Annotated in this window: 20 protein-coding genes, 1 other RNA gene, 1 pseudogene and 1 riboswitch; of the genes and pseudogenes, 8 read left to right on the forward strand and 14 right to left on the reverse strand. The window is 70.0% G+C overall.

Features of this window, described 5'->3' with window-relative positions:
• Nucleotides 1-101 precede the first annotated feature (101 nt).
• Complete coding sequence (locus AKJ08_RS06660) at nt 102-1,124, forward strand: FecCD family ABC transporter permease (RefSeq protein WP_240475459.1); 1,023 nt, start codon at nt 102-104, stop codon at nt 1,122-1,124.
• Between the two features lie 5 nt (nt 1,125-1,129).
• The gene (locus tag AKJ08_RS06665; RefSeq protein WP_050725350.1) at nt 1,130-1,945 is read left to right on the forward strand and encodes a heme ABC transporter ATP-binding protein; all 816 of its coding nucleotides are present in this window, start codon (nt 1,130-1,132) and stop codon (nt 1,943-1,945) included.
• On the opposite strand, the gene AKJ08_RS06670 is transcribed toward AKJ08_RS06665, so the two are convergent.
• The 4 genes from AKJ08_RS06670 to AKJ08_RS06685 all read right to left on the reverse strand — a co-directional run bounded on the left by AKJ08_RS06670 (nt 1,930) and on the right by AKJ08_RS06685 (nt 9,062).
• Nucleotides 1,930-2,712, reverse strand: a complete 783-nt coding sequence (locus AKJ08_RS06670) for an enoyl-CoA hydratase-related protein (protein WP_050725351.1) — start codon at nt 2,710-2,712, stop codon at nt 1,930-1,932. The genes AKJ08_RS06665 and AKJ08_RS06670 overlap by 16 nt on opposite strands.
• Nucleotides 2,713-2,779: 67 nt before the next feature.
• On the reverse strand, nt 2,780-3,700 hold the full coding sequence (locus AKJ08_RS06675) for a serine/threonine-protein kinase (protein ID WP_050725352.1): 921 nt from the start codon (nt 3,698-3,700) through the stop codon (nt 2,780-2,782).
• Nucleotides 3,701-3,797: 97 nt separating this feature from the next.
• Nucleotides 3,798-5,369: a sensor histidine kinase gene (locus AKJ08_RS06680; RefSeq protein ID WP_082342822.1), complete on the reverse strand. Its 1,572-nt coding sequence runs from the start codon at nt 5,367-5,369 to the stop codon at nt 3,798-3,800.
• A 9-nt stretch (nt 5,370-5,378) separates the two neighbouring features.
• Nucleotides 5,379-9,062 carry a HAMP domain-containing protein gene (locus AKJ08_RS06685; protein ID WP_050725354.1) on the reverse strand — a complete coding sequence of 1,228 codons (3,684 nt, stop codon included), beginning with the start codon at nt 9,060-9,062 and terminating at the stop codon, nt 5,379-5,381.
• Nucleotides 9,063-9,308: 246 nt separating this feature from the next.
• On the opposite strand from AKJ08_RS06685, the gene ssrS reads away from it, so the two are divergent.
• From ssrS to tyrS, 3 genes are all read left to right on the forward strand, one after another.
• A non-coding RNA gene (gene ssrS, locus AKJ08_RS18505) (6S RNA) lies at nt 9,309-9,504 on the forward strand.
• 52 nt (nt 9,505-9,556) lie between these two features.
• Complete coding sequence (locus AKJ08_RS06690) at nt 9,557-10,132, forward strand: 5-formyltetrahydrofolate cyclo-ligase (RefSeq protein WP_050725355.1); 576 nt, start codon at nt 9,557-9,559, stop codon at nt 10,130-10,132.
• A gap of 60 nt (nt 10,133-10,192) precedes the next feature.
• Nucleotides 10,193-11,440, forward strand: coding sequence for a tyrosine--tRNA ligase (gene tyrS, locus AKJ08_RS06695; protein WP_050725356.1), 1,248 nt, complete (start codon nt 10,193-10,195; stop codon nt 11,438-11,440).
• A 50-nt stretch (nt 11,441-11,490) separates the two neighbouring features.
• On the opposite strand, the gene AKJ08_RS06700 is transcribed toward tyrS, so the two are convergent.
• The 4 genes from AKJ08_RS06700 to AKJ08_RS06715 all read right to left on the reverse strand — a co-directional run bounded on the left by AKJ08_RS06700 (nt 11,491) and on the right by AKJ08_RS06715 (nt 13,524).
• The gene (locus AKJ08_RS06700) at nt 11,491-11,955 is read right to left on the reverse strand and encodes a hypothetical protein (protein WP_240475460.1); all 465 of its coding nucleotides are present in this window, start codon (nt 11,953-11,955) and stop codon (nt 11,491-11,493) included.
• Between the two features lie 394 nt (nt 11,956-12,349).
• Nucleotides 12,350-12,670, reverse strand: a complete 321-nt coding sequence (locus AKJ08_RS06705; protein ID WP_050725358.1) for a hypothetical protein — start codon at nt 12,668-12,670, stop codon at nt 12,350-12,352.
• 48 nt (nt 12,671-12,718) lie between these two features.
• Nucleotides 12,719-13,288, reverse strand: coding sequence for a hypothetical protein (locus tag AKJ08_RS06710; protein ID WP_205624782.1), 570 nt, complete (start codon nt 13,286-13,288; stop codon nt 12,719-12,721).
• A 2-nt stretch (nt 13,289-13,290) separates the two neighbouring features.
• Nucleotides 13,291-13,524: a hypothetical protein gene (locus AKJ08_RS06715; RefSeq protein WP_050725359.1), complete on the reverse strand. Its 234-nt coding sequence runs from the start codon at nt 13,522-13,524 to the stop codon at nt 13,291-13,293.
• A gap of 72 nt (nt 13,525-13,596) precedes the next feature.
• Nucleotides 13,597-13,693, forward strand: a riboswitch (TPP riboswitch).
• 226 nt (nt 13,694-13,919) lie between these two features.
• Here AKJ08_RS06715 and thiC point away from each other — a divergent pair.
• A pseudogene (gene thiC / locus AKJ08_RS06720) lies at nt 13,920-15,302 on the forward strand (phosphomethylpyrimidine synthase ThiC); the annotation flags it as partial.
• 346 nt (nt 15,303-15,648) lie between these two features.
• Here the strand turns inward: thiC and AKJ08_RS06725 are convergent.
• From AKJ08_RS06725 to AKJ08_RS06750, 6 genes are all read right to left on the reverse strand, one after another.
• On the reverse strand, nt 15,649-16,356 hold the full coding sequence (locus tag AKJ08_RS06725) for a sigma-70 family RNA polymerase sigma factor (protein ID WP_050725360.1): 708 nt from the start codon (nt 16,354-16,356) through the stop codon (nt 15,649-15,651).
• Between the two features lie 443 nt (nt 16,357-16,799).
• Complete coding sequence (locus tag AKJ08_RS06730) at nt 16,800-18,173, reverse strand: FAD-binding oxidoreductase (protein WP_050725361.1); 1,374 nt, start codon at nt 18,171-18,173, stop codon at nt 16,800-16,802.
• Nucleotides 18,174-18,177: 4 nt separating this feature from the next.
• A complete protein-coding gene (gene folE / locus AKJ08_RS06735) occupies nt 18,178-18,798 on the reverse strand; it encodes a GTP cyclohydrolase I (protein ID WP_050725362.1) in 621 nt (206 codons plus the stop codon).
• The gene (gene queD / locus AKJ08_RS06740) at nt 18,788-19,156 is read right to left on the reverse strand and encodes a 6-carboxytetrahydropterin synthase QueD (RefSeq protein ID WP_050725363.1); all 369 of its coding nucleotides are present in this window, start codon (nt 19,154-19,156) and stop codon (nt 18,788-18,790) included. The genes folE and queD overlap by 11 nt, the downstream gene beginning before the upstream one ends.
• Nucleotides 19,157-19,321: 165 nt before the next feature.
• Nucleotides 19,322-19,771 carry a DUF2203 domain-containing protein gene (locus tag AKJ08_RS06745; protein ID WP_050725364.1) on the reverse strand — a complete coding sequence of 150 codons (450 nt, stop codon included), beginning with the start codon at nt 19,769-19,771 and terminating at the stop codon, nt 19,322-19,324.
• A 143-nt stretch (nt 19,772-19,914) separates the two neighbouring features.
• Nucleotides 19,915-21,558 carry a thiamine pyrophosphate-binding protein gene (locus tag AKJ08_RS06750; RefSeq protein WP_050725365.1) on the reverse strand — a complete coding sequence of 548 codons (1,644 nt, stop codon included), beginning with the start codon at nt 21,556-21,558 and terminating at the stop codon, nt 19,915-19,917.
• Between the two features lie 344 nt (nt 21,559-21,902).
• On the opposite strand from AKJ08_RS06750, the gene AKJ08_RS20635 reads away from it, so the two are divergent.
• Both AKJ08_RS20635 and AKJ08_RS06755 read left to right on the forward strand, forming a co-directional pair.
• The gene (locus AKJ08_RS20635) at nt 21,903-22,031 is read left to right on the forward strand and encodes a hypothetical protein (RefSeq protein WP_276202193.1); all 129 of its coding nucleotides are present in this window, start codon (nt 21,903-21,905) and stop codon (nt 22,029-22,031) included.
• Nucleotides 22,010-23,512 carry a hypothetical protein gene (locus tag AKJ08_RS06755; protein ID WP_050725366.1) on the forward strand — a complete coding sequence of 501 codons (1,503 nt, stop codon included), beginning with the start codon at nt 22,010-22,012 and terminating at the stop codon, nt 23,510-23,512. The genes AKJ08_RS20635 and AKJ08_RS06755 overlap by 22 nt, the downstream gene beginning before the upstream one ends.
• The last annotated feature ends 31 nt before the right edge of the window (nt 23,513-23,543 follow it).

Consider the following 23,543-nt stretch of genomic DNA (forward strand, 5'->3'; position numbering starts at 1 on the left):
CCCTCGGCTCTCGGAGCGTGCCTGCCGACCCCGGCGGGCACGCTCCACCGAATCCCATCCGGCCGATCGAGACCCGGCGCATCCGCCGGGCACGTCTTATAGTGCTCGGCCTCGCCTTCGGGCTCGCCGCGGTCTCGATCGTGGCGGCGGGGATCGGAGCTGTGTCGATCCCGCCCGGCGAGCTCGTCGAGATCCTCGGCCAACGCCTCGGCCTCGCGGACCCAGCCGCGATCGATCCCGGCCGAGCCGCGATCCTCTTCGCGGTCCGGCTGCCCCGGGTGGTCCTCGGAACCCTCGTCGGCGCCGCGATAGGCCTCTGCGGCGTGCTCCTCCAGGGCCTCTTCCGCAACCCGCTGGCGGATCCGGGGCTCCTCGGGATCTCCGGCGGCGCGGCCCTCGCAGCCGCGACGGCCACCGTCTTCGGGGACTCGCTCGGCAGCGCCTTCGGCATCTCGCTCGGCGGCGCGTCCCAGCCTGCCGTCGCCTTCCTGGGGGCGCTCGCCACCACGTGGATCGTCCGCCGCGTCGCCCTCGCCGGCGGCCGCACCGATGTTTCCACCCTGCTTCTCGCAGGCGTCGCCCTCGCCTCCCTCGCCGGGGCGGGAACCGGTCTCCTCAGCCACCTCGCCACGGAGAGCCAGCTTCGCAGCATCACCGCCTGGAGCCTGGGCAGCCTCGGCGGCGCGACCTGGCAGACGGCTGCGTGGGTCGCCGTGCCGGTGATCCTGCTCCTCGCGAGCGCCCCGCGCCTCTACCGTCCCCTCGACGCCCTCCTCCTGGGCGAGCGCGAGGCCGGGCACCTGGGCATCGAGGTGGAGTCCCTCAAGGCCCGGATCGTGATCCTCGCGTCCCTGGCGGCGGGCGCCGCCGTCGCCTCCTCGGGGATCATCGGCTTCGTCGGCCTCGTGGTGCCCCACCTGCTTCGGCAAGTCATCGGCCCGGGGCATCGCTTCCTCCTCCCGGCCTCCGCCCTGGGCGGCGCGATCCTCCTCCTCTGCGCCGACCTGGTCGCACGAACCGCGGTGGCACCCGCCGAGCTCCCGATCGGCGTGCTCACCTCCGCCATCGGCGCGCCCTTCTTCCTCTTCCTCCTCGTCCGCAACAAGCGACGACACGCGGAGTGAGCTCCATGCTGAACGCCTCGTCCCTCACCGTCACCAGGGGATCACGGACGATCCTCGACTCGATCGACCTCGAGGTCCGCCCCGGCGAGCTCCTCGCCCTCCTGGGCCCGAACGGCGCCGGCAAGTCGACCCTCCTCTCCGTCCTCGCCGGCGAGCGGGAGCCGCTGCGGGGCAGCTTGGGCCTCGAGGGCCGTGAGCTCCGCTCGATCCCCGTGGCCGAGCGGTCCCGGACCCTCGCCCTGCTCCCGCAGGAGAGCCGGATGGACTTCGCCTTCACCGCGTTCGAGGTCGTCCTCCTCGGCCGAACCCCACACGCCTTCGCGCGCGGCGCGATCGCGGATCAGACCATCGCCCGAGCTGCTCTCCGCCGCACCGGGACCTCCCACCTCGCCGAGCGGTTCTTCCCCACCCTCTCCGGCGGTGAGCGGCAGCGGGTCCAGCTCGCCCGGGTCCTGGCCCAGCTCTGGGACGCGCCTCCGGCGGGCGCGCGCTATCTCTTCCTGGACGAGCCGGTCTCGAGCCTCGACCCCGCCCACCAGCACGCCACCCTCGATCTCGCGCGCCGGCTCTCCCGCGAAGGCATCGCGGTGGTCGCGGTGCTCCACGACCTGAACCTCGCCGCCCAATACGCGGATCGGGTCGCGCTCCTGCATCGCGGAAGGCTGGACGGCGCCGGTCCGCCGGCGGACGTCCTCACAGAAGCCTCGATCGAACGGGCCTATGGCCTGCGGACGCGGGTGCTCGTCCACCCCGAGCTCGGCTGCCCCTGGGTGCTGCCCCTCGGCGAACCTTCCGCGATCCCGGCTTACTCGCCTGTGTAGACGGGCTTTCGCTTCTCGCGGAAGGCGGCCAGGCCCTCGAGGCGATCCTTCGTCGGGATCGTGGCCTGGTACTTCCGGTACTCGAGCTCCAGCGCCTCGTCGAGGGGCAGCTCGAGGCCCTCCTGGATCGCCGCCTTGGCGGCGGAGAGGGCCACGGGACCGCCGGCGGCGACCTCCTCCGCCATCGCCACCGCTGCGGCGACGGCGTCAGCCGTCGGGGCGACGCGGTTCACGAGGCCCAGGCGCAGCGCCTCTTCGGCGCCGACCCGGCGCCCGGTGAGGATGAGGTCCTTCGCCACGGCCATGCCGCAGAGCCGCGGGAGCCGCTGGGTGCCACCGCCACCGGGGATGATCGCCAGCCGGGTCTCGGTGAGGGCGAGCTCCGCGTGGGGCGCCGCCACCCGCAGATCACAGGCGAGGGCGAGCTCGGTGCCGCCGCCGAAGGCTGCCCCATTGATCGCCGCGATGAACACCTTGGGCGAGAGCTCCAGCGCGCGGAGGGTGCGCCGCAGATCCTGGAGGAAGGTGCGGACCTCCTCCTCGCTCATGCCCTGGCGCTCCTTGAGGTCGGCGCCGGCGCAGAAGGCCTTGTCGCCGGCGCCGGTGATCACCACCGCGCGCAGCGCCTTCCTTCCGGCGGCGCCCGCCACCAGCGCCTCCAGGTCTGCGCGCATGGCGCGCGAGATGGCGTTGCGCTTCGCCTCCCCGTCGATGGTCCAGACCTCGACGGCCCCGTTGGACAAGCTCTCTACGCGAAACTCGGCCACGTCTTCCTCCCTGCTCTTGGATCGATCCCTCTACCAGCTCGCCCCCACCCCGGCGCGGCTTTCGGGGTCAGGCCCCGAAGAGGCCTCGCACCACCGCCGCGATCGCCAGCGGCGTGCCGATCTGATCGTCGAAGAGCGGGTGCAACGCCATGGCGAAGGCGCCTGCGTCGTGGAAGCGCTGGTCCGGCACCGGATGCAGTGCCATACGCAGCACGCTCTCCACCGCCTCGGGGATCTCCGGCCGGAGGTCGGTGACGGCCGGCGGATCGGAGTCCAGGATCTCCTTGCCGATCTCCTCGATCGTCTCCCCCGCGAACGGCCGGCAGAGCGTGAGCAGCTCGTAGAGCATCACTGCCGCCGCCCACACGTCGGCCTGGGGCAGCACGTCCTCGTTCCGGAGCAGCTCCGGCGAGGCGTAGTGCACCTTCCCCCAGATCCCCTTGCGCCGGGAGGGATCGACCGAGCGGACCTTCGCGATGCCGAAGTCCCCCAGCTTGATCTCGCCGGTCTTCGAGATGAAGAGGTTCGAGGGCGAGACGTCGCAGTGGACCACGTGCAGCCGCTGCCCGGTGGGCGAGGTGGCCTTGTGCGCGGCGTCCAGCGCCAGGAGGAGCTGGTGGGTCAGGAAGAGCGCGAAGTCCACCGGGAGGAGGATCTGCCGCTCCCGGCACCGGCCCAGGATCGCGCCGAGATCCCGGCCGTCGACGAACTCCATCGCCATGAAGAAGGTGCCGTCGACCTGCCCCGACTCCAGCACCTCCACGATGTTCGGGTGGACGAGGCTCTTCGAGAGCTCCGCCTCGGCGCAGAAGAGCTCGACGTACTGCTTGTTCCCCACGTACTCCGGGAGGAGGCGCTTCACGGCGACGGCCCGCCCCGCGCCGGGGCCCTCCTTGACGACCGCGCGGGAGACCTCGGCCATCCCCCCGCGGCCGATCCGGCTCAGGAGCTCGAATCGCCCGAATCGCGCTGGCTGCTCGGTCGGCATGCTGCTTCCGCGTCCTTCTCCCCCCGCGCCTGGGACGGCGCATTTCGGCGGGAAAGTAGCAGCGTGCGCGCGGGCGACACAAGGGACGACGTGTGTCCTACCCCTCCTTCTCCTCGCCGAACGGCAGCGCGATCGTGAAGGTGGAGCCCTCCCCCGGCGCGCTCTCCACCCGGATGATGCCGCCGTGGGCCTCGATGATCTGGCGGACGATGTAGAGGCCCAGACCCATGCCGCGGACCTTCTTGGCCTGGTCCGTGCGCTCGAAGCGCTCGAAGATCCGCTCGAGGTCCTCGGCGTCGATTCCGATGCCCCGGTCGCGCACCCGTATCGTCGCCATCTCCCCCTGCCGCCGCACCGAGAGGTCGATCGGCTCGCCCGCGCCGAACTTCAGGGCGTTGGTGATGAGGTTCGTGACCACCTGATCGATCCGCAGGCGGTCCCAGCAGCCAATCACCGGATCCGGCGCCGAGAGCTCGATTGACGACCCGACCGCCGTCGCCTCCTCGGAGAAGCGGGAGGCGATCTCGATGGCCAGGCGAGCGAGGTCGAACTCCTCCCGCTCGAGCTCGATGCCCCCTTCGCGGAGCCGCGACACGTCGAGGAGCTGGACGATCAGCCGTCCCAGCTTGTCCACCTGCCGGGACGCGGACTCGAGGCGCGGAACCACGTCATCCAACTCCGAGGCGCCCTTCTTCTTCAGCTTTCGCAGCGTCATCCCGAGTTGGAGCCCGAGCGACGACACGGGGGTCTTCAGCTCGTGAGAGGCCACCGAGAGGAACTCGTCCCGCGCCTGGACCGCCTCGACCGCCTGCTGGTAGAGCGCCTCCCGCTCCACCTCCGCGCGCTTGTTCTCCTCGATGTCGGTGAAGGTGCCGAGCCATGCGTCCACGGCGCCGGCGGGCCCCCGCTCGGGCACGGCGCGGCACAGGTGCCAGCGATAGCCTCCCTCTGCCGCCCGCAGCCGGTACTCGCCCTCGAAGACGCGGGCCTCGGACAGCGCCGCCCGCCAATCCTCCCTGCAGCGCTCCCGGTCCTCGGGGTGCACCGCGGAGAGCCACGAACCGGCCCTGTCGCCGGAGGAGGAGCCCGTGAGCTCGTACCAACGGCGGTTGTAGTAGTCGACCACTCCGTCCCGATCCGCGGTCCAGACCACGTTGGGGACGGCATCCGCCAGCCGGCGGTAATGGCGCTCCCCCGCGATCTCCAGCTCCCGCAGCGCCAGCTCCCTCTCCTTCTCCTCGGCCACGAGGAGCCGGGCCGTCTGATCCTCGAGGCGCAGGCGCTGCCGGTGGAGGTCAGCGAAGACGCCCACCTTGGCCCTCAGCTCCTCCGGGACCACCGGCTTCACCAGGAAGTCGACGGCGCCCATCGCGTAGCCCTTCTCGATGGTGGACCGGTCGGCCTCTGCGGTCACGAAGATCACGGGCATGGCGGCGGCCCGCGGGCGCTCCCGGACCCGCGACACCAGCTCGAGGCCGCTCATCCGCGGCATGGCCACGTCGACGACGAGGACCGCGAACTGCCGCTGGAGCATCCAGGCGAGGGCCTCCTCCCCGGACTTCGCTTCGACGAGCTCGTAGCCCTCCCTGCCGAGCATCGCCCGCATGGCGGCGCGCTCGCTCGCGGAGTCGTCCACGACCAGTACGGCGACGGGGGGCGATCCATCCATCGCGCGCCCCTACTCCGACCCGAGGTTCCGGAGGATCGCGGTAGCGAGCTCGCCGATCTCCACGGGCTTCGCCACGAAGTCGCTGCCCCCCGCCTCGAGCGCTCGTTCGCGATCGCTCTGGCTCACCTTCGCCGTGAGGATGATGATCGGGATCTCGGAGGCCTCCGGCATCTCGCGGATCGTCGACGTGGCCTCGTAGCCATCGATCTCCGGCATCATCAGGTCCATGAGGATCACGTCGAAGTCCGGATGCTCCTCCAAGGAACGATAGGCCACGCGTGCGCTCGAGGCGGGCGAGACCTCCATGCCGAAGCTCTCGAGGAGCGCGGTGATCGAATAGAGATTCCGGACATCGTCCTCGACCACCAGCACCTTCTTCCCCTGGAGCTGCTCTCGCGCCTCGGCGGGCATGCCAGCGGGCTCGCCCGGCTCCTTCGCCCCCTCTTTCTCCGGCTCCCGCTCCATCGGGACCTCGCCGCGATCCGCTACGGTCAGGGGAAGCCGTAGTGTGAAGGTGCTGCCCTTGCCTTCCTCGCTCTCGACCTCGATGTCGCCGCCGAGGAGCCGCGCGTACTCCCGGCTGATCGTGAGGCCCAGGCCCGTGCCCTCGTATCGCCTCGTCATCGATCCATCCACCTGATGGAACGCCTCGAAGATGCGGCGACGCTGGTCGGGAGCGATGCCGATCCCCGTGTCCGAGACGGCGAACTCCAGGGTCTCCTCATGGCTCTCGATCGAAAGCCGGACCTGGCCCTCCTTGGTGAACTTGAACGCGTTCGAGAGGAGGTTGACGAGGACCTGCCCGAGCAGCTGCCGATCCGTCGCGACGCGACGGGGTACGTCCTCCCCCACGTCGATCCGGAACTCGAGGCCCTTCTGCAGCGCCACCGGCCGAAAGGTCCGCTCGACCAGCTGCCGGATCCCCTCGATGGGCACGGCCTCCTCGTGGGGCTCGATCCGGCCGGCCTCGATCTTGGAGAGGTCGAGGACCTGGTTGATGAGCGAGAGGAGCTCCTTGCCCGCTGCGTGGATGGCGGACGCCCACTCCTGCTCGCGGTCGCCGAGCCGCTCCTTCTCGTTTGCGGCGAGCATCTGGGCGAGGATCAGCATGCTGTTCAGCGGCGTCCGGATTTCGTGGGACATGTTCGCCAGGAACTGGGACTTGTACTTGGAGACCTGGGCGAGCTCCTCGGCCTTCTCCTCGAGGGACTTGCTGGCCCGGGCGACGTCGCGGTTCCGCGCCTCCAGCTCCTGCGCCTTGTCCTCCAGCTCGCGCCGGCGGCCCTCGAGCTCCACGTTGGATCCGCGGAGCTGCTCCAGGAGCTGCTCGGTCCGCACGCTGGCGCCGATCAGGTTGATGGCGAGGCCGAGATTCATCACGAGCTGCTCGACGAAGTTCACCTCGATCTGCGTGAACCGCCGGAAGGTGCCGAGCTCGATGACGCCCTTCACCTGCTCCTCGTAGAGGATCGGGAAGACCGCGATCTCGCGCGGCGGCGACTCGCCGAGCCCCGAGCCGATGTGCACGTAGTCCTTGGGGACGTCCTCGACCACGATCGTCTTCTTCTCGAGGGCGCACTGGCCGACGAGGCCGTCACCGAGACCGAAGCGATTGGACAGTCCCTTGCGCCGCCGGTACGCGTAGGTGCTCGTGAGCCGGAGCTCCTTGTCCTCGTCGTCGAAGAGATAGAACGCTCCGTGGGTGGCGCCGACGAGGGGCGTGAGCTTGGACATCACCTGATCCGTCAGCGACTCGAGGCTCGGCTGCCCCTGGAGGATCGGGAAGAAGTTGGCCAGGTTCGTCTTGAGCCAGTCCTGCTCCGTGTTCTCGCGGGTGGTATCGCGGAGGTTCGCGATCATCTGGTTGATGGTGTCCTTGAGCGCGAGCACCTCACCGCGGGCCTTCACGTCGATGGTCCGGCTGAGATCACCTTCGGTCACGGAGGCCGCCACGTCCGCGATCGCGCGGACCTGGGTCGTGAGGTTCGCCGCGAGCTGGTTCACGTTGTCCGTGAGATCCCTCCACGTGCCGGCGGCCCCTGGAACGCTGGCCTGCCCGCCCAGCTTGCCCTCGATCCCCACCTCCCGGGCCACGCTCGTCACCTGATCGGCGAAGGTGCGGAGCGTGTCCGTCATGTCGTTGATCGTGTCGGCCAGGGTCGCGATCTCCCCCTTCGCCACGAGGATGAGGCGCTTCGAGAGATCGCCGTTCGCCACCGCCGTCACGACCCGGCCGATGCCGCGCACCTGATCCGTCAGATTCGCGGCCATGATGTTCACGTTCTCCGTGAGCCCCTGCCAGGTCCCCGAGACGCCCGGCACCTCGGCCTGCCCGCCCAGCTGGCCGTCCGTCCCCACCTCCTTCGCGACCCGCGTCACTTCCGAGGCGAAGGTGCGGAGCTGCTCCACCATTCCGTTGATGGTCTCCTTCAGTGTCTCGATCTCTCCCTTCGCCTCGACCGTGATCTTCCTGGAGAGATCGCCCTTGGCCACGGCGGTGGTCACCAGCGCGATGTTGCGGACCTGCGCCGTGAGGTTCCCGGCGAGCATGTTCACGTTCTCGGTGAGGTCCTTCCACGTTCCGGCGGCGCCCGGCACCGAGGCCTGCCCTCCGAGCTGACCCTCCATGCCGACCTCACGCGCCACCGTCGTCACCTGTTCGGCGAAGACCTTGAGGTTGTCGGTCATCCCGTTGATGGTGTCGGCCAGCGCCTCGATCTCACCGCTGGCCTTCAGCACCAGGCGCCGCGAGAGATCGCCTTCCGCAACGGCGGTCACCACCGCCACGATGCCGCGGACCTGGCTGGTCAGGTTCGAGGCCATGGTGTTCACGCTCTCGGTGAGCTCCTTCCACGTGCCGGCAACGCCCGGTACGCGCGCCTGGCCGCCGAGCTTTCCCTCGGTCCCCACCTCCCGGGCGACGCGGGTCACCTCGTCGGCGAAGGTCCGGAGCTGGTCGACCATCGCGTTCATCGTGTTCTTGAGGTCGGCGACGTCGCCCTTCGCCTCGACGGTGATCTTCTGAGAGAGGTCCCCCGAAGCGATCGCCGTCGCGATCTGGGCGATGTCCCGGACCTGCACGGTGAGGTTGCTGGCCAAGAGGTTCACGCCGTCGACCAGCTCTCGCCAGGGCCCGGAGACGCCCGACACATGGGCCTGGGCGCCGAGCTTCCCGTCGACGCCCACCTCCCGCGCCACGCGGATGACCTCGGCCGAGACGGAGCGGAGCTGGTCCGCGGTGGCCTCTACCGCCTTCTTCAGCGCCAGCACGTCGCCGTCCGCCTGGATGTCGAAGCGCTCGGAGAGATCGCCCTTCGCGATCTTGCCGAGGATGCGGGTCGTCTGGAGCATGGGCGAGGTGAGGCGATCGATCAGCCGGTTGACGGAGTCCACGGCGTCGGTCCATCCGCCCTCGCACCAGCTGTCGTCCGCCCTCGCGCCCAGCTTGCCCTCCGTCCCCACGGCGAGGCAGACGTCCTCCAGCTCCTCGACCAGCCGCTCGTTGCGGGCGGCGAGCGCGTTGAACGCCCGAGCGACCTCCGCGTGCAGACCCTCGCCTCCGTCGACCGGGAGGCGCACCGAGAAGTCGCCCAGGGCGGCCGCACGGAGCGCGTCCCGAATCGACACGAGGCCGCCGGATTCCGCTTCCTCCTCTGCCTCTGGAGGCGTCTCCTGCTGTGGGCCGTCGGACATCGAGGCATCCCTTGGGATTGGGGCGCACCGCGACCGGGCGGGCGGTCGAAGCCTGCAAGCTGGGCCCGACGAGGAGGCGCTTCAAGGTCGTGAAAATGCCCCATCCACGGCGCTTGACCCCGCAGGGGTCCGCTCGTACGCTCCGCACCATCGCCAACGGGGTCCAATTCGGACCCACGTCTGGCCTGCGCCGACCTCTGGCCCGAGCGAATGGATCGCCCGGACCGCGGGTTGGTGCTGAAGTTCTCACCCCTGCCTGGTTCGTGATTGGGTAGCTGAAATTCGAACCGATAACGCGTCCAAGGGGGCGCTCCCTGACGGGCCATGTGCAAGCCCTCGACCTCGGTCGAGAAGGAAGCCTGACGGTTCGCCATAGATGACCCCCACCTGCTTTGCGGCAGGGTTCAATGGACGCTGCCCACACGGCCGAGGCGGGGGATTTTTTGCCGGCGGCGCCGACGGGATCCGATTCGCGGGCGCCTGCCAGGTCGACCATGCGCATCCCCCACCCCACGAAGGCGCCGCTCCGGGACTCCCTGCGGGCGATGCGCCGGTCGTTCGGGGAGGACGCCCTCTCCCGGGGATCCGCCGCGATCGCCCTGCGCGTCCTCGAGCTCCCGGAGCTCGGGGCCCTTCGCACCATCGCCCTCTACCAGTCGCTCCCCGGTGAGGTTCGGCTCACGCCCCTCTGGGAGGAGCTCGCGAGCCGCGGAACGCGCTGCGTCTTCCCCCGGGTGGTCCGCGGGACCAGGCGCCTCGACTTCGCCCCGGTGGTCGACCCCGCCGAGCTCGTGGCCGGCGTGCTCGGGATCCGGGAGCCCTCCGGCCCCGGCGTAGAGCTGCAGGAGATCGACGCATTCCTGGTGCCGGGCCTGGCCTTCGATCCGGGCGGCGGCCGGCTGGGCCAGGGAGGCGGCTACTACGACGCCACCCTCGCCGCGGCGCCCCGGGCCCTGCGCATCGGCGCCTGCCTGGACGAGCAGCTCCTGGACGAGGTCCCGGTGGAGGTCCACGACGCCCGTGTGGACATCGTGATCACGCCCACGCGGACCTTTCGCGCCCCGCGCTAGCCGGGCGCCCCCTACGATTGCCCGCCGAAGGCTCCTCGCGGGATGTTAGAAGCGCAAGGAATGAGCGACCTTCTTCGTCAGGCGACCCCGCAGGAGCAGCTCCAGGAGCTCGCCCGGGGCGCGATCGATCTCGTCACCTCCGAGGAGCTCCTCGCGCGGCTCCAGAAGTCGGTCGACGCGGGGGTTCCACTCACGGTGAAGGCGGGCTTCGACCCCACCGCTCCCGATCTCCACCTCGGCCACACCGTGCTCCTCCAGCGGATGGCGCGGTTCCAGCGCTTCGGGCACCGCGTGGTCTTCCTCATCGGCGACTTCACCGGCCGGATCGGCGATCCCACCGGTAAGAGCGCAGCTCGGCCTCCGCTCACGCAGGAGCAGGTCCTCGCCAACGCCGAGACCTACAAGACCCAGGTCTACCGGGTGCTCGATCCGGAGGCCACGGAGATCCGCTTCAACAGCGAGTGGTTCGGCGCCATGAGCTCCGCCGACATGATCGGCCTCGCGGCGCGTTACCCGGTGGCGCGGATGCTCGAGCGCGACGACTTCGCCAAGCGCTACCGCGAGGGGCGCTCGATCGCGATCCACGAGTTCCTCTACCCGCTGGTCCAGGGCTACGACTCGGTGGCGCTGAAGGCGGACGTCGAGCTCGGCGGGAGCGATCAGCTCTTCAACCTCCTGGTGGGACGCGACCTCCAGCGCGACTTCGCCCAGCGGCCGCAGGTGGTGATCACCGGCCCGCTCCTCGAGGGCCTCGACGCGCGCCTCGATCCCGCCACCGGCAAGATCGTCGGCGACAAGATGTCGAAGTCCCTCGGCAACTACGTGGGGATCGCCGAGGCGCCGCAGGAGCAGTTCGGCAAGCTGATGTCGATCACCGACGACCTGATGTGGCGCTACTACGAGCTGCTCTCGGGCCGCAGCCTCTCGGAGATCGCCGCGCTGAAGCAGGGGCATCCCAAGGCGGCAAAGGTCGCCTTCGCGAAGGAGATGGTGGCGCGCTTCCACAACGCCGCCGCCGCGGACGCCGCCGAAGCCCACTTCGAGCAGGTGATCGTCCGCAAGGAACGGCCCGACGAGGTCGAGATCCGCATGATGGCGCTGCCCGAGGGACAGGAGCGGATGCCGCTTGCCGCCGTCCTCGAGGGAGCGGGCCTCGCGTCGTCGCGGGGCGAGGCGCGTCGCCTGGTCGCCCAGGGAGGCGTGTCCATCGACGGCGCCCGCGCGGGCGATCCACAGGCCGAGCTGGCCGCCGGCACCTACGAGCTCAAGGTCGGCAAGCGCCGCTTCATGCGGGTCACGATCGCGTAACGCCCGAGCGCAGGCCTTCGAACTTGGCTCATCGCGGACGCCGCGTCGGGTCACGTCGGCGCTGCGCGCCGGACCGAGCGCCACCCGACCCGGAGCAGCCATGAGTGCGGGAGGGAGACGGTCGGATCTCCAGGACCGGCCGCGAAGGGGTCCGCGGCGATCGGAGCCGGCCGGCCCTGCCGCAGCGCGTGGACGCGGGCGTTGCCCAGCACGTAGGCGATGGCGTTCCGAACCTCGCGCGGCGTGCGCAGCACGTGCGAGTGGAAGCGGTCGGCGAACACCCTGCCCTTGCGCTTCATGAGGCGGTTGAGGCCGCGCGCGATCCGCACGCAGAGGCCCTGCACCCCGCGCGAGAGCGCCTGGCCGTCCCGCGCCTCGACGACGAGGTGGAGGTGGTTCCCCTGCACCGAATGGTGCGTGAGCCTCATGCCCAGCCGGTCCGAGCCCGCGAACAGCGCCTTCTCGAGGATGCGGTAACAGCGCTGCGTCCGAAGGTTCCAGACCTCGTCCCGCATCCGCAAGGTCACGTGGACCGGATACCGGCTCGCAAGCGGTCCGCGTGCCTCGTGCGAAACGCCCGCCCTCGACCCGGCGGGCTTCCGCCCGGCGCCGGCACGCTTCCCTCCCCACGTCGGCAGTCGAAACTCCATCTGCGTGGCTTTGGTCCGCTTCGCCATTGCGTTCCCCCCGGAACTTGATTCGGCAATGATTCTCTCACGAATGGCAGACCGGCACAAGGGGTGTCGGGTTTGATCCGGGGTCCAGACCGGGTACATCTCTGACACTCGAGCCCGGGGACATTCCTGACGCTCTTCTTCGAAAGCCCATAGACATCCGTGACACTCGTCCGATGCCCTGGAACGAGACAGACGTGGACACGGAAAGAGCGTGGGGACGCCGCTGGCGCCTCTAGCCGATCGTCCGCTCGCGGCGGAGCTCCACGATCACCTCGCGGGCCCCCGAGACCTTCCGACAGTTCCAGGTGAAGCCGAGCTGGCGGGCCTGGAGAAACAGGGCCATCACCTTCGGGAAGAGCGGCACCCCGACCGCGGCAGCGGCGACGCCCAGCTTCGTTCCGGGGAAGAGGCGCCTCGCGATCCCCGGGAGCATCGCGGCGCGGCGCCCCTCCACGATCAGATCGACGTCCGCGCCCTTCGAGGCGGCCTCGAGGAACCGCGCCGAGAGCTCGAACGCGGGCAGGGATTCGCGGAGGAGGACGACGTCGGGCACGGCGCCCAGTCAACCTTTCGCCCGGGCCGCCGTCAACGACGTAGCCGTTCAGTCCTCGGATTCTCTTCGTGCCTTTTCGAGGAGGTCATCTACCCCCAGAGCGGCAGACCAGCGGGCGAGGTAATCCCCGTCCAACTCCGGCCCCGAGATCCGGAAGACTTGCACGACATCCCGCCATTGCGTGCTGGAGAGCTCGCCACCGGAACGGAACCAGAGCAGCTTGCGGAGGATGGTGTCCTCCGCGGATTTGACGAACAGCCGATGTCCCGGGCGAATCTCGATGGCCCTTCGTCTGGTGAACTCCTCCTCGTCAAAGGGGCCAGAGCGGCGGATGAAGAGGTCGATCTTCAGGGCGGTGGGAAGGTAGAAGATGTTCCAGGAGCTCTTTTGGGCTGCCGCTTCCCGGAGCGCCTCGTCGTCGACCTCGAAATCGGGGCCAAGCGCGGAGACGAGGGCGCTCACCTGATCGGGCCGCAGGTCGACGACGAAATCCAAGTCGTTCGTCGCGCGGGGCTCGCCCTGCAGCGAGCTCGCCAGGCTACCTCCGAGAAAGTAGCCGGCGCCGATTCGTTCGAACGCGCTCCCGAGTCGGAGCGCGACGTCGAGGATGTTCTCCATCGTCAGCCTCCCGACTCTCGGCTCCGAGACCGGACTCCGTAGACGACCTCCATGAACCGCTCTCGGAGCTCGACGTCGGAGGCATTCGGATGACGAGCCCGGATCCCCAGCCGGGTCATCTCCCGGGCCGCCGACGTCAACGAGGCGGCCGCCTCCAGGCGCTCGACCTCGGACTTGGAGCGGAGCAGCTCGACGTAGCGGCGACGGGCTTCGGGGCGAGTGTCCTGTTCCATCATGTGAACAGGATACCATCCTCCCGCCGGAGCACCGTTCCGTTGGCCTTTTGCGACCATCATCACTAGAGTCCCGCCATTCGCTCGGGGCGCGTCCGCAGACGGACGCTGAGATGAACCCGTGGAACCTGATCCGGTTCGAACCGGCGGAGGGAAGCGATGCGTGGGCACGTCCGTCCTCCGACTCAAGCTACCTGCCCGGAGGACATTCGATGGCCGATAAGAACGGTACCGCCGCAGCCCTGCCGCTGAACGGCGCCCACAACCCCTCCACCGCCGCGGACGGGACGAGCCCCGGCTCGTTCGCGCTCCGTGCGGACGTCGGCGGCCCCCGCGCCTTCGCGTCGCCGGACACGCCGGGGATGCCCGCGCCCAGCGAGAAGACCGCCTGGGACTTCATGCCTCCCGACTGGACCCTCGTGGACGGCCGCTGGCAGGCGCCGGCCGGCTTCGTCCCCGTGACGCAGCTCGAGCACGCCCGCCTCGGCAACGTCACGCCCGAGATGAAGCGGGTCGCGGAGCGCGAGCCCCACCTCACCGCCGAGCAGGTGCGCGACGAGGTCGCCGCCGGCCGGATGATCATCCCGGCCAACAAGGTGCACCTGGGCTACCGCCTCGATCCGATGGCGATCGGCCGCGCGTCGAAGACCAAGATCAACGCGAACATGGGCGCCTCGCCCGTTTCGTCCAGCACCGACGAGGAGGTCGAGAAGCTCCGCTGGGCCGAGCGCTGGGGCGCCGACACGGTGATGGATCTCTCCACCGGCGGCGACCTGGACGCCTGCCGGGACGCGATCCTCCGCGCGTCCACCGTGCCCATCGGCACGGTGCCCATCTACTCGATGATCATCGGAAGGCGGATCGAGGATCTGGACGACGAAGTGATCCTCGAGACCCTGCGCAAGCAGGCCGCGCAGGGCGTGGACTACTTCACCATCCACGCCGGCGTGCTCCGGGAGCACCTGCCCTTCGTGGGCAAGCGGCTCATCGGGATCGTGTCCCGCGGCGGCTCGCTGCTCGCCAAGTGGATGATCACCCACGGCAAGCAGAACCCGATGTACACGCTCTTCGACCGGATCTGCGACGTGATGCGCGAGTACGACGTCTCGTTCTCGCTGGGCGACGGCCTGAGGCCCGGCGGCCTCGCCGACGCCACCGACGAGGCGCAGCTCCGGGAGCTCGCTACGCTGGGCGAGCTCACCGAGCGCGCGTGGCGCAAGGGCTGCCAGGTGATGATCGAGGGCCCCGGCCACGTGCCCTTCGATCAGATCGAGTTCAACATGAAGCACCAGCGCCGCATCTGCCACGGCGCCCCCTTCTATGTGCTCGGGCCCCTCGTGACCGATGTCTTCCCCGGCTACGACCACATCACGAGCTGCATCGGCGCCACCTCGGCCGCCTACCACGGCGCGAGCATGCTCTGCTACGTGACGCCTAAGGAGCACGTGGGTCTGCCCAAGAAGGACGACGTGAAGCAGGGCTGCATCGCCTACAAGATCGCAGCCCACGCCGCCGACGTCGCCCTCGGGATCCCCGGCACCCGCAACTGGGACGACGAGCTCACCAAGGCCCGCGCCGCCCTCAACTGGGAGCGGCACTTCGAGCTCGCCTTCGACGGCGACACCGCCCGCGCCTTCCACGACGAGGATCTCGACGTCGACACCGACTTCTGTGCGATGTGCGGACACGATTGGTGCTCGGTGCGAATCTCGAAGGAGATCACCGAGTTCGCCTCGGGCAAGGCCGAGGGCTTCGAGCGGGGCAAGGCCGTGAAGTCCGCGGCGCTCACCCCCGATCAGCGTGAGATCCTGGAGAAGCGCGGCGTCCTCAGCCCCGACGAGATCCACCGCCTCGCGAGCAAGGCGCGCAAGGACCTCGGCGCCGAGGTCGGCAACAAAGCCTCCTGCCACAGCGATCTCGTCGCCGACGACGAGGCCCGCAACCTCCACCGCGAGAAACTCGTCGTCCTCTGACGGGCACCCCGGGCGCTCGTGACGAAACGAGCGCCCTTCCCCGCCCGCCCCGTCCCGGGCTCGGCGGCCGGAAAACACAACGCCCACCCTCCAGTCGTCCCGGTGGACGAGTGGGGAGCGGGCGTCGGGCCGGCTTTGCTCTCGAAAGCCGGGCCTACGCGGCCTCGTGGAGGTCCTCGAGGGCGCGGCGCAAAAAGGTGCGGGTCTGGAGCTCCACCTGGCGCACGCGCTCGCGGGAGAGTCCCCACCGCTTGCCGATCTGCTCCAGGGTCTGCGGCGTGTCGGAGCTGAGGCGCTCCTCGAGGATGTCCCAGCCCAGGGGGCCGATCCGCTTGCGGTAGCGCTCGAGGCGGCTCCGGACCAGGTCGGAGGACTCCGCGGCGAAGTACGAGTCGTCGGGGGCCGGGCCCTCGTCGGGGAGCCGATCGAGGCCGGTGATCTCGCCCTCCTCGTCCACCGCAACGTCGAGGGAGATGTCCCGCAGGCCGCGGCGCTTCCCGTCCTCGCCGCCTCGCACAGAGGAGTGGACCTCCTTCAGGTACTTCTGGATGTAGGCGCGGATCCACCAGATGGCGTAGGTCGAGAACCGGGTCCCTTTGTGCGTGTCGAACTTCTCGACCGCGCGCATCAGCCCGATGTTCCCCTCCTGGACGAGGTCGTCGAGGCGCGCGCCGCGGCCCATGCTCCGCTTGGCGACGGCCACCACGAAGGGGAGGTTCCTCTTGATCAGCTCGTCGCGCGCCCGGGAATTTCCTTTGCGGGCGAGGAGCGCGAGATCCCGCTCCTCTTCCCGGCTCAGGGCCTGGTAGCGCGGAAGAGCTCGCAAGTACCTCTGAAGCTCTTCGAACTCGCTCTTGACCATTTTAGAAGCCTCTTTCTCCCGGCGGGTCCCGCCGCCAGGCTACGTTACGTCACGTCATGGGATGACCGAGCGCTCCATTGGTTTCGCTTCGAAACTCATTTGTGCCCTTGGCTCGCCCTTCATCCGGGCCCGGCGGAGCGACGACGCACACGGGCGCTCGGCAGGCGCCCCGGGAACGCGGTCTTCGGCCCGTGCCGATCCTCCGGGAAGCCCATAACACCGGAGGCGGGATATTCTGCCCGCCCGGACCCGGGGAGTAGCCAACGCAATACGATGTTGAAGGGGCCGGCATCTCCCCCGAGCGAAGCCGAAGGCGGAGCAGACAAAAAAGGAGCGTTTCCGCGCGGAGCGCGGCTGAAGAAATCGGCCCCGCTTCAAGCGGGACCGACTTCTTCACACGCTCTGAGCCGGCTGCTGAGGAAATCTTCCCCCCGGGAGGAAGCCTACAGGAAGATCTTCCCCGGATTGAGGATCCCGAGGGGATCGAAGACGCCCTTCAGGGCGCGCTGGAGCCCGATCAGCCCTTCCCCCTGCTCGAGCGGGAGGAAGTCGCGCTTGGCGAGGCCGACGCCGTGCTCGCCCGTGATGGTGCCCCCGAGGTCGAGGGCCACCCGGATCACGTCGTCCACGCAGGCGTTCACCCGGGGCCGCTCCTCTTCGCGGTCGAAGAGCACGTTGGCGTGTAGGTTGCCGTCGCCTGCGTGCCCATAGGTGGCCACCGTCAGCCCGTGCGTCCGGCCGAGGGCCTTGAGCCGCTCCACCGCCTCGGGGATCCGCGACCGCGGAACCACGATGTCCTCGCTCACCTTGAGGGGATGGAGGAGCCGAAGGGCCTCGGAGACCCGGCGCCTCGTGGCCCAGAGGTCGCGGCGCTGGGTCTCCGTCTGGGCGACCAGGACGTCGATCGCCCCGCTCTCGAGGGCGATCCCGCCGAGGCGCTCGAGCTGCCGCATCACGGCCTCGCCCTCGTCGCCATCGGTCTCTGCGAGGATGGCGGACCGCGCGCCGTCCGGAAAGCGGTACGGCCCCTTGCGCGAGCTGGCGTCGATGGAGCAGTCGTCGAAGAGCTCCAGGGTGCGGGGGAGGATCCCCGCGCCGAGGATCCCGGCCACCGCACGGGCGGCGGAGCCCTCGTCGGGGAAGATGCAGAGCGCGGTGCGGATCTCCCGCGGCAGGGGCACGAGCCGCAAGGTGATCTCGGTGATCACCGCGAGGGTGCCCTCGCTGCCCACCAGGAGCGCGGTGAGGTCGTAGCCCGCGACGCCCTTGATCGTCCGCTTGCCGGTCCGCACCACCTCGCCGGAGGGGAGCACGGCCTCGAGCCCGAGCACGTAGTCCCGGGTAACGCCGTACTTGAGGGCCCTCGGGCCCCCGGCGTTCTCGGCGACGTTGCCACCGATGCTGCACGTCTCCCAGGAGTTGGGATCGGGTGGATAGAAGAGGCCGGCCTCTTCCGCGGCGGCCATCACCTGACCGGTGACGCAGCCTGGCTGGACCACCAGGGTGAGGTCCTCGCGTGAGAGCTCGAGGATCCGGTTCATCCGCTCCATCGAGAGCGCGATCCCGCCGGGGAGCGGGAGGGAGCCGCCGCTCTTCCCCGTCCGCGCCGCGCAGGGCGTCACCGGGATCCGATGGGCGGAGGCGAAGCGCATCACCTCCGCGACGTCTTCGGTTGACGACGGGAAGACGACCGCCGCCGGAGCGTGGGCCCCGAGGCCCGACTCGTCGCGGGCGTAGGCCCCCAGGGTCTCGGGATCCCACGGCCGGACCTTCTCCGCACCGATCCGCGCCGAGAGCTCACTCCACCGTGGGTCCATTTCGCTACCTCCCGGAGATCCGCCCGACGAAGCGCTCGCGCAGCTCCGGCCGCGACGCGAACTCCCCCGTGAAGGCCTCGGTGATCGCGCGCGCCTGGGAGCGCCGCTCCCCGCGAGTCGTCATGCAGGTCTGCTCGGCCTCCAGGACCACGGCCGCGCCGGCGGATCCCAGCTCCCGCCGGATCGCTTCCGCGATCTCCCGAGCCAGCGTCTCCTGGAGGATCAGCCGATGGGCGAAGGCGTCCACGAGGCGTGCGAGCCGCGAGAAGCCGACCACACGCCCTGCGGGGAGGTACGCCACGTGCGCCACGCCGCGATACGGGAGCAGGTGGTGGGGGCACATCGACTGGAAGTCGATCGAAGTGACCACGACCATCTCGTCGGCTGCGGGCTTTCGCTCCTCGTAGAAGTCGCCGAGGACCTCGCGTGCGCTCCGGTCGTAGCCATCGAGGAACTCCTCGGCCCAGGCCTTGGCCACGCGATGCGGCGTCTCCCGCACGTTGGCGTCGGAGAGATCCACGCCGCAGCCCTCGAGGAAGAGGCGGATCCCCGCCGCCATCTTCTCGGGATCGGGAGGGGCGATCCGCGGCGTCTCGCCAGGGGCGGCGTCGCGATCAGCTCCCATGTCCCGCTCCTCGGTAGACCACCGAGTACTCGGGCGTCTCGAAGAGCACGATCTCCTTGAGCCCCGGGATCTTCGGCGCGAGCTCGCCCCACATCCAGACCACGATGTTCTCGGCGGTGGGGTTCTCGAGGAAGTCGTTGAGCGTGTGGTGGTCGCAGCGGTCGAGCGCGTGCTCCCACACCTGCAGCCGGAGGTCCTCGAAGTCCATCACCATGCCGGTGGCCGGATCGACCTCGCGCTCCACCGTCACGAGCAGTTTGTAGTTGTGCCCATGCATGCGGAAGCAGACTCCCTTGTGGAAGGGAAGCCGATGGGCCGCCGAGAAGAGGAACTCGACGCGAAGCTCGACCTTGGGCATGGGGGCACGATCTCCTTGCGGGCCGCCTGCCTGCGCGAAGGATCGAGCCCTTCCGAAGGCGCCGTGCGGACCAGGGGGCAGAGGTAGCGAAACCCCTGCCCCGGCGCAATGCCTTCCCGCTCCCCTGGCGATCGGTTCGCCGACGGGCGCCGCCCAGCTTGTCGACTAGTGCAACACGGGGTGTGCATCCGGGAGCGGCGCCCGCGACTCGAAGCCGTCGTCCAGCTCGTGGAAGTACTCGACCGCGTGCTCGCCGTACTGCCAGGAGAGCAGCACGACCCGGCCGTCGAAGAGCGAGGGAAAGTCGACCATGCCGGGATCCAGCTCCTGGATGATCACCCCCTGCGCCACCACCGACTCCACCGCCTCGCCCAGCTCGACGATCAGGCTCTGCAGCTTCTCGATCCGCGGCTCCTCACCGGGAGGCACCGGCTCCTCGCCGCGCAGGATCCCGGCGATCCGCGTCGGATCGCCGCTCGCGAGGTCGGCGAGCAGCTCCTCCACTCCGCTCCTCATCTCGGAGATCGTGGCGAACGAGAGCTGCAACGTCGGGACGAGAGAGTTGGCCTCGCTCTGCGAGAAGAGGCGCGAGGGCACGGGGGTGGTGGTATCCATGGCACCTCCAGGGCCGGGGGCGCGCGCGAATCCGAGCCGCGTGCATCCCTGAACCTAAGGCGCCGGGCATACCCCGATAAGAGGGCCCCGGAGGGCGCGCGAGGGCCCGCCTGCCTCCTCCCATCGCGTCCGTCGGGAACTCTCTACACCGCGTAGCCCATCATTCCGGCCTTCATCGGCGCGTCCGGATCCAGCATCACGTTCACGCAGGCGACCTTGCCCGAGGCCAGGGCGCGCTCCAGCGCCGGCCGGATCCCCTCTGGCTCGGTGACCAGCTCGCCGTGGCCGCCGAAGGCCTCCACCACCCGGTCGTAGCGCGTGGGCGCGAGGCGGGTGCCGGGGCTCTTCTCCGCGCCGAAGATCGCCACCTGCGGCAGGCGGATCTGGCCCCACGCCGCGTCGTTGCCGACCACCACGACCATCGGCAGCTCGAAGCGCACCGCGGTCTCGAAGTCGAAGCCGTTCAGGCCGAAGGATCCATCGCCCTGGATCACGAAGACCGGCTGGTCGCGGTGGAGCAGTTTGGCAGCGATCGCGAAGGGCGCCCCCACCCCGAGGCATCCCAGCGGGCCGGGGTCCAGCCATCGCCCGGGGCGCTTCAGCCGGACGGTCTTGGCCGCCATCGCCACGAAGTTCCCGCCGTCCGCCACGAAGATCGGATCGCGCCCGTCCGCGTTCGCGAAGTCCGAGAGCTCGCGGGCCAGGCGCGAGTGGTGGATCGGCGTGCCGGAGTCCCGCTCGAATTGCTCGAGCTTCTGCTGCTTCTTGTCCTCTCGCTCTCGCAGAGAACGGAGGAAGTCGCTTCGGTCCGGCCCCTTCCCCAACCCCGCCGCGATCGCCTCCAGCGCCAGGCGGGAGTCGGCCCAGATCCCGACCTCCACCGCGCGGTTCCTTCCGATCTCCGCCGGATCGGCGTCGATCTGGATCAGGCGGGCGTCCGGGCGGAAGGCCTCGCCGTAGCCGAGGCGGAAGTCGAGGGGCGTGCCGATCACCACCACCACGTCCGCCTCCGCGAGGGCCTCCTTGCGGCAGTGCTGGAAGAAGAGCGGATGATCCGGCGGCATCGAGCCGCGGCCGGCGCCGTTCAGGAAGACCGGGATCTGCGCCTTCTCCGCCAGCGCCACCAGGGCCGCGGCGGCGTCGTCCCACCAGATCGAGGATCCCGCGATCACCGCCGGATGCCGGGCGCTCTCCAGCACCGAGCACGCACGGGCCACGTACTCGGGATCCGGGGCCGCGCGGGCGCGGCTGCGGTAGCCCACCGGGATCGCCGGATCCTCCACGCCGTTCGAGAGCACGTCCCAGGCGATCTCGAGGAAGACCGGGCCGGGCCGTCCGGTGAGCATCGTCCGGAAGGCCTTCGCCAGGTACGCGGGCACGAGCTCGGGCGAGGGGATCCGGTCGGCCCACTTCGTGATGCGGAGGAAGAGGTCGACCTGCTCCATCTCCTGGAGCGCGCCCCGGGACTGGTTGAACGTCGGCGCGGCGCCGCCGATGAGGAGCAGCGGAACGCTCGCGGCGTAGGCGTTGGCGACGCCCGTCACCGCGTCGGTGACGCCGGGTCCCGCGGTCACCACTGCGACACCGGGACCCCGCGTCAGGCGGGCATAGGCGTCCGCCGCGTGGACCGCGGCCTGCTCGTGGCGGGTGTCCACGATCGCGATCCCCTCCTCCACGCAGCCGGCGTAGATCGGGGCCACGTGGAGCCCCGAGAGCGTGAAGACGTGCCGGATCCCTTCCGCCGCGAGCATCTTCGCGACGAGGGCTCCACCGGTGAGCGCCGCCATGTGATTCCCCCGAGACCTCCGAGCAGATGAAGGACTCGGCCCCGCGGAAGCGGGCCCGACTCCTTCAGCCGCGCTTCGCGCGATCGCGCCTTTACTTGGCTCCGCCTTCGGCTGCGCGTGCGCGGAACCGCTCCGTTTTCGTCTGCTCCGCCTTCGGCTCCGCTTTCCGTTTTGCTCGAGCGAAAAGCGGGCGAGCCGGCATCCTATCCCTCTTCGACGGCGGCTGCCGGCCCGGCTCCCGCCGGTCCGAAAACCCCTCGTGAATTCCAGCGCTTTTTTCTTGCAGGGCCATCGTCCGCAGCTAGACTCTGTCGCCTATTTCCCCCCAGGCGAGCCCCACCGCGATGGAAACTCCTTCCAACCCCGATCCCAAGTATCAGGACGCCCGCGCGCTCCCCGCGCCTCCGGCCGCCCTCTGGACCTTTGGCGTCCTCCTGGCGGTCTCGGCGGTATGGGCCATCCTCCACTCCTAGCGCCCCACCCCCTCCTGCACGCGCTCTCGGGCCTCACGCCGTCCAAGCGTGATCGGCTGGCGGATGCCTTTGCCGCTCGCGCCTTCGACCTCGGCCTCGCCTACCTGGGTGTAGACGGGTCTCGCCCGATCCCGGTCGCCTTCCCGCCGGTGATCGAGCCCCGAGCCGCGACGATCGGCCGCGCCTCTCGCGTCCGCGCCGTGACCGCCGCCCTCGCAGCCGTGGCGGAGCGGATCCTGGGCGGCGCCCTCGGCAGCGCCCGCGCCGAATCCCTGCTCTCGGAGCTCGCGCCGGTGGAGCGCGAGATCGTGATGTCGCGCCACGGCGTCACGCCGAGGCTCGCCACCGTCCGCGCCGATCTTTTCCTCGACGGCCAGGGCCGCGACAGGCTCCTCGAGCTCAACGCCACCATCCCTGCGATGCAGGGCTACTCCGACATCGCGGCACAAGCGTTCGCGGAGAGCGTCGCCGAGCTCGCGGGCGCGTCGATCGACTCGAGGGCGTTCCTCGCAGCGAACGGCTCCAACGCCCTCGACCTCCTGCGCTCCCTGCTCGCGTGCTACCGCGCCGAGGGCGGCGCCGACGAGAAGCCCTCCATCGCCCTCGTCCACCGGCCATCGGACTCGCAGCTCTCCGAGCTCCGCTACATGGCCGCGCGCTTTCGCGAGGAAGGCCACGACGCGCGCACGATCGAGGTCGGAGAGATCGCGCTCGGAGCCGACGGCCGCGCGGTCGTATCGGGACCTGCGGATTCCGCGCCGTTCCGCCCCGCGATCCTCTATCGCCACGTCTTCGCCACCCGGGTCGACCCTTCGTCCGCCTTCGGCTCGATCCTGCGCAGGCCCGACGGCCACTTCCTCTTCAACCCGGTGGATCCCCACCTCGAGCAGAAGTCCATGCTCGCCGAGCTCTCCGCCGCCTCCCGCGATCCCGACGCGGCTCGTGTCCTCGGCCTCGCCCCCGACGCCGCGGCCCTCGTGAACGAGATGGTGCCCTGGACCCGCCGCCTCCAGGCCGGCGCGTCCACCGACGCCGACGGCCGGCCCCTGCGCGAGCTCGTCGATCACGTTCGGAGCTCACCCGCCTCGATGGTGATCAAGCGGAGCTGGGACTTCGGCGGCAAGGGCGTCTTCCTCGGCGCCGAATACGGCGACGAGGGCTCCCGGTTCAGGTCCCGCGCCCGCTTCGGCCGTGAGCTCGACTGGGCCGCCCTCGTGGACGCCTGCGTCGACGAAGGCGGCTGGGTGGTACAGGAGCGGGTCACGCTCGCGGCGCGGCCGCTCTGGCTCCGCACCGGCGACGGAGTGGTCAGCAAAGACGCCTACGTCGACCTCTCCGCCTACACCAACCTGGGCGTCGAGCCGGCCCCCACCGGCGGCGTCTGCCGCGCCTCCCTCTCGCCCATCGTCAACATCCAGAGCGGCGGCGGCGTGGTCCCGTTCCTTTCGGCCGAAGCCGCCGACCTGCTGGCGATCGGGTAGCGGATACCGCCGGCAGCAAGGACGCGCCTTG

It is taken from the genome of Vulgatibacter incomptus (assembly GCF_001263175.1).
Lineage (GTDB): Bacteria > Myxococcota > Myxococcia > Myxococcales > Vulgatibacteraceae > Vulgatibacter > Vulgatibacter incomptus.